The organism is Thalassolituus sp. UBA6592 (assembly GCF_002433655.1).
GTDB lineage: Bacteria > Pseudomonadota > Gammaproteobacteria > Pseudomonadales > Oceanobacteraceae > Venatoribacter.
Genome location: NZ_DJIO01000171.1, coordinates 1 through 4,544, shown reverse-complemented (window position 1 = coordinate 4,544; position 4,544 = coordinate 1). Strand labels below are relative to the sequence as shown.

Below are 4,544 nucleotides of genomic sequence, written 5' to 3'. Positions count from 1 at the left end.
GTCGGTTCTTCCACAGGACCCCTTTTGGCGGCGTTCCTTTGCCGGTAAAGATCAGGCGCGACCAGTAAGCTTTCAGCTGGCTGGAACTTTTACCGAGGACTTTTTCGTTAAAGGCATCACGGGATGCGCTGCCTTCATTCTGATCCACCGGAATGGCCTGACTGCCATCCGGGAACTTGGAAATTTTGCCAAGGAAAATCCGCGAAATGGTATTTTCATCCAGGCTGGCATTTGCATTGGATGCGCTGACGATAACCGCAACTTCGGCGTAAGCGGCAGCACTGAACAGCAGGGTAGCGGCCAGCAGGGCGCGGGAGACTGACTTAAATACTTTCATCGTTAATCTCCTTAAAATACCAGACTCATGCCAACAGCATACAGAATGCCGCTGTCACCGTCGGCGCCGTTGACGGTTTCTTCATCGTTGTACTGAATATCGACTTTAAATGCTGTCGCTGTGTCGTAGTCAAAACGGGCTCCCAGAATGATGGCCGATTCTTTCTGTTCAGCATTTTCCTGAATCGCTCCAACAACGCCGCTTTTAATATCATCGGATGTCGCAGCGTAGGTCAGGTGCGCAGTCACGGACCCCATACGCTGAGCAGCACTGATCATGTATGCGGTATCATCGTTGAGAATAGCGCTGTCGTGTTTCAGCGCCGTCCACTCAGCAATCACTGAGGTGGAGCCGTTATCGTAGTTAACGGATGCCTGATAAAAAGCGGACTTGTCTTCATCCGGGATGAAGTCATCGCCAACGCCTGCCAGGGTGGCGGCGCCAGCCAGCTGATCCAGCGGACGTGTTCCGGCCGGGTCCAGATCCATGCTCAGATCGGTCTGGTGATAGCTGACACGGGTTCCGAAGTCACCCATGGACATGTTCAGCACAATCCCCATAACGCGGCGCAGTTCAACGTTGTAGTCAGAGCCTGACAGATTTACTTCGTCAGTAAAGCGTCCGGCATAGAACTGCACCGTGGAGTCGACGCTGCCAAATGAGAAATGCTGGGTAACGTCTGCCCCACTGAGTGAAGACAAATCATTCAGGCGATAAACAATGGATGGTGGACGGATCCAGTTGTAGGCATAACCCACTTCCAGAAAGTCGGAATAATAAAAGAATGGAGTACGCAGGCGACCCATGCGGATGTCAGTGCTGTCTGTCGCCGCATAGGTGATGTAGGCCCAGGACGCTTCGGTTTCGTAGCTCTCGGAACCACGGGAAATCAGTTGCATGGTAGCGGATGTTGTATCGTTTACCTGCTGTGTCGCAGGCCAACCAGGGTGTCATTGTCGAAGGAGACACCATCATCATAGCCGTCGACGGTAATATCTTCCGTGGAAAGCATGCCGGCGGTAACGTTCATAAAACCATTGATCTGCAGATCGCTGGAAAAGGCGGACGGGCTGATGGCCAGCGCGATGGCTGCGGCCAGTCCTGTTTTGCGAAGAACCATGGGTGGGTAACCTCTGCTGTTGATTTTAACTTAACCTTAGTTAAGGTCAGCAGAAGTTCAATTGTGTTAACAAAACAGTACAAATAGGAAAATAGTATCAGGCTTGCTCTGTCATGGCCGTAATATGGCGGATCTGGCGTTGAATCAGCTGGTGATTCTTCTCAGACAGTTCCTGTAACCAGTAACAGGCCTGCTCTCCGCCATGGAGATCAGAAATCAGCGGGCCTTCCTGCCATTTGATTTCATCAGCTTCCGGTAAGTGGTCGAGCAGCGTCTGACTGGCCAGCAGACGCAGTTCTTCGCCGTTATCCGCCAGATGCGATGCCCAGTGCACGGTGTCACCGATCATATTGCATTCGGTGTGTTCGTCATGGGTTACCGGTGCCAGCAGAACGTTACCCCAGTGGGCAGCCATGCGGAATTCCACCGGCAGCAGCTGTGTATCGGTTTCGCGCAGATGCGTGACCAGCCCGCTGAACAGCTGCGCGGCATACAGGCAGTGCAGGGCTTCGTGGCCGGTGGTCACCGGATTGGCAATACCGAAGGTCATCACAATGCCGGTGCCGTGATAGCGGTCGACCTTACCGTTATAGAGCTTGGCGGCATGGGAAAGCAGGCGGTGGTAGTGATTCAGAACTGAGGTCAGTTCTTCTGCGCTCAGGCGCTGCTGCAGAATTTCCAGATCCTGAATTTCGATAAACAACAGGGCGCATTCGTGGTAACGCAAGGCGGACGGTGTGCTCGAATGCTGGCTAGATACAAAGCGGCCGAGGGCCTGTTCCATGGCTTTCTGATGTTCTTCGCGCTGGGCAATCCGGTTCAGCGTTTTGTGGATATTTTTCAGATCACTGAGCAGCGGCGCATCCGGCAGTTTCAGCGGGTCATCATTGGCTTCCCAGCGCCCGAGGCTGTCTTCCAGCCGGCGCAGATAAGCGGTTACCCGCTCCGTTAACTGATAGGCGAGCAGCGCTGCGAGTAATGCCATCAGACCACTGGCAATCAGGCCCATGGCCAGATAGTGACGGGCGGTGCGGGCAGCGGCTGACAGATCAATATCCGCACGGATCAGGCCGGCGGCCATATTGTCCTGAGTAACGGACTGGCTGATTTCCGGGCCTTCACGCAGAGGCGTGCCCTGTTCGGCAATAACCTGCTGACTGGTATTGAGGATCTGAATATTGGTCAGTTCGGGGCCGGTTTTCCATTCTGACAGTGTGAGGGTCAGCGAAATACGGTCTTCCGCCAACAGACTGGGGGCGATGGCCAGAGCCAGGTGCTGCAGCTGTTGCCGGGCGTTCTGCATCAGCTGGTTTTCCTGCTGATCCTGCAGCTGGGAGTAACCGAGGCCACTGATAATCAGGCCGCAGATCAGTACCAGAGTACCCATCAGCAGTCCGCAAATTTGACTTATATTCAACTTTTGCCCAATCGTCGTGGCTCTGTGCATGCTGTTACTCAAACAATCGAAGATTTCCGCAGTATTGGTGGTATTATATGCGCCGCCTGCGGTAACGCCAGAAGAATACTGGCCCGTCTGCAGCTGTGGACTATGGCGCAGCCTTTGCCGCCGAATAATCTGAATAATTGATGGGGATTCACCATGAGCGACGTGAAACAGTCTCTGCAGGATAAACTGCAACAACTGGAAAAAGGCCTGTATCTGATGAGTGTGGACCGTGTCCGCGCCTTGTCTGTACACGAAACCGTAGATCTGATCGAAGAACTGCGCGCAGTGGTTTCAGCGGCTAAAGCAGACGCTGATAAACTCTGAATTGCTAAACGGGATCTGTAAGCAGGAATATATCCGTGACTGAACTGGTTCTAATCCGTGTGACTGGGGCCGATAAGCCCGGGTTGACCTCAGGCATCAGCGCTATTCTGGCGCAATACGATGTAACAATTCTCGATATTGGCCAGGCCGAGATCCACGACACTCTGTCGCTCGGCATTCTGGCCGCTATCCCCTCCCGTGCAGAATCTGCACCGGTACTCAAAGATGTTCTGTTCAAAGCTCATGAAATGGGGCTGTCCATCCGCTTTACGCCGGTAACTCCGGAAAGTTATGAGCAATGGGTACAGGGACAGGGGAAACCCCGCCATATTATTACGCTGCTGTCGCGTCAGATTGAGGCAGAAGCGATCTCCCGTGTCACGGCCATCGTCGCCGAGCACGGTCTGAATATTGATCAGATCAACCGCCTCTCCGGGCGGGTGTCGCTGGCCAATGCCAGTGAAAACCCGAACACCCGCGCCTGTGTCGAATTTTCGGTACGGGGTGATGCGGATCAGACCCATCTGCGCGCGCGTTTTCTCGAAGTGGCCAATGAACTGGGTGTTGATATCGCATTCCAGGAAGATAACGTCTATCGCCGTACCCGCCGTTTAGTCTGCTTTGATATGGACTCCACCCTGATCGAAGCGGAAGTCATCGATGAGCTGGCAGCCGCTGCCGGTGTTGGTGAGCAGGTGGCAGAAATCACCGAACGTGCGATGCAGGGCGAACTGGATTTTATCCAGAGCTTTGAACAGCGCGTCGCTCTGCTGAAAGGCCTGAAAGGCGACGTATTGCAGGGTATTGCTGAACGCCTGCCGGTGACCGAAGGGGCTGAACGCCTGATCCGTAACCTCAGTGCGCTGGGTTATAAAACAGCGATTCTGTCCGGTGGCTTCAATTACTTTGGCCGCTATCTGCAGGAAAAGCTGGGCATCGATTATGTCTTTGCCAACGAGCTGGAAATGGAAGATGGCGTTGTTACCGGCCGGGTTACCGGGCGCGTGGTCGACGGCCAGCGTAAAGCGGAACTGCTGCGTGAACTGGCTGAGAAGGAAGAGATTCGTCTGGAGCAGACCATTGCCGTGGGTGATGGTGCCAATGACCTGCCGATGCTGAGTATCGCCGGTCTGGGCATTGCGTTCCGTGCCAAACCTCTGGTGCGGGAAAATGCCAAGAACGCCATTTCTACTCTGGGGCTGGATGGTATTCTGTATCTGCTGGGTTACAGCGACCGCGATATTGCCGGCTGATTTAATGCCTCAGTGCTGAGCAAAAAAGCCCGCAACTGCGGCAATGCTGTTCACTTAAGCGGA

General features: G+C 54.1%; 7 protein-coding genes. 3 read left to right on the top strand and 4 right to left on the bottom strand.

From position 1 onward, the window contains the following. From B2Z72_RS17430 to B2Z72_RS17415, 4 genes are all read right to left on the bottom strand, one after another. Nucleotides 1-337, bottom strand: a 337-nt coding sequence (locus B2Z72_RS17430) for a phosphate ABC transporter substrate-binding protein (protein WP_297005424.1), incomplete at its 3' end; no start/stop codon positions are given. 11 nt (nucleotides 338-348) lie between these two features. Further along, nucleotides 349-1,236: a hypothetical protein gene (locus tag B2Z72_RS17425; RefSeq protein ID WP_296984603.1), complete on the bottom strand. Its 888-nt coding sequence runs from the start codon at nucleotides 1,234-1,236 to the stop codon at nucleotides 349-351. A 20-nt stretch (nucleotides 1,237-1,256) separates the two neighbouring features. Further along, nucleotides 1,257-1,457: a hypothetical protein gene (locus B2Z72_RS17420; RefSeq protein ID WP_296984605.1), complete on the bottom strand. Its 201-nt coding sequence runs from the start codon at nucleotides 1,455-1,457 to the stop codon at nucleotides 1,257-1,259. Nucleotides 1,458-1,554: 97 nt separating this feature from the next. Further along, entirely contained in the window at nucleotides 1,555-2,844 is a 1,290-nt protein-coding gene (locus B2Z72_RS17415) for an adenylate/guanylate cyclase domain-containing protein (RefSeq protein WP_296984607.1), read from the bottom strand. Between the two features lie 15 nt (nucleotides 2,845-2,859). Between B2Z72_RS17415 and B2Z72_RS17410 the strand changes: the two genes are divergently transcribed. The 3 genes from B2Z72_RS17410 to serB are packed head-to-tail and all read left to right on the top strand — an operon-like array spanning nucleotide 2,860 to nucleotide 4,481. Then, nucleotides 2,860-3,045 (top strand): hypothetical protein, encoded by a 186-nt coding sequence (locus B2Z72_RS17410; RefSeq protein WP_297005421.1) that lies wholly within the window; start codon nucleotides 2,860-2,862, stop codon nucleotides 3,043-3,045. A gap of 12 nt (nucleotides 3,046-3,057) precedes the next feature. Continuing rightward, nucleotides 3,058-3,228 carry a hypothetical protein gene (locus tag B2Z72_RS17405; RefSeq protein WP_296984609.1) on the top strand — a complete coding sequence of 57 codons (171 nt, stop codon included), beginning with the start codon at nucleotides 3,058-3,060 and terminating at the stop codon, nucleotides 3,226-3,228. A 35-nt stretch (nucleotides 3,229-3,263) separates the two neighbouring features. Further along, on the top strand, nucleotides 3,264-4,481 hold the full coding sequence (serB, locus tag B2Z72_RS17400) for a phosphoserine phosphatase SerB (RefSeq protein ID WP_296984610.1): 1,218 nt from the start codon (nucleotides 3,264-3,266) through the stop codon (nucleotides 4,479-4,481). The last annotated feature ends 63 nt before the right edge of the window (nucleotides 4,482-4,544 follow it).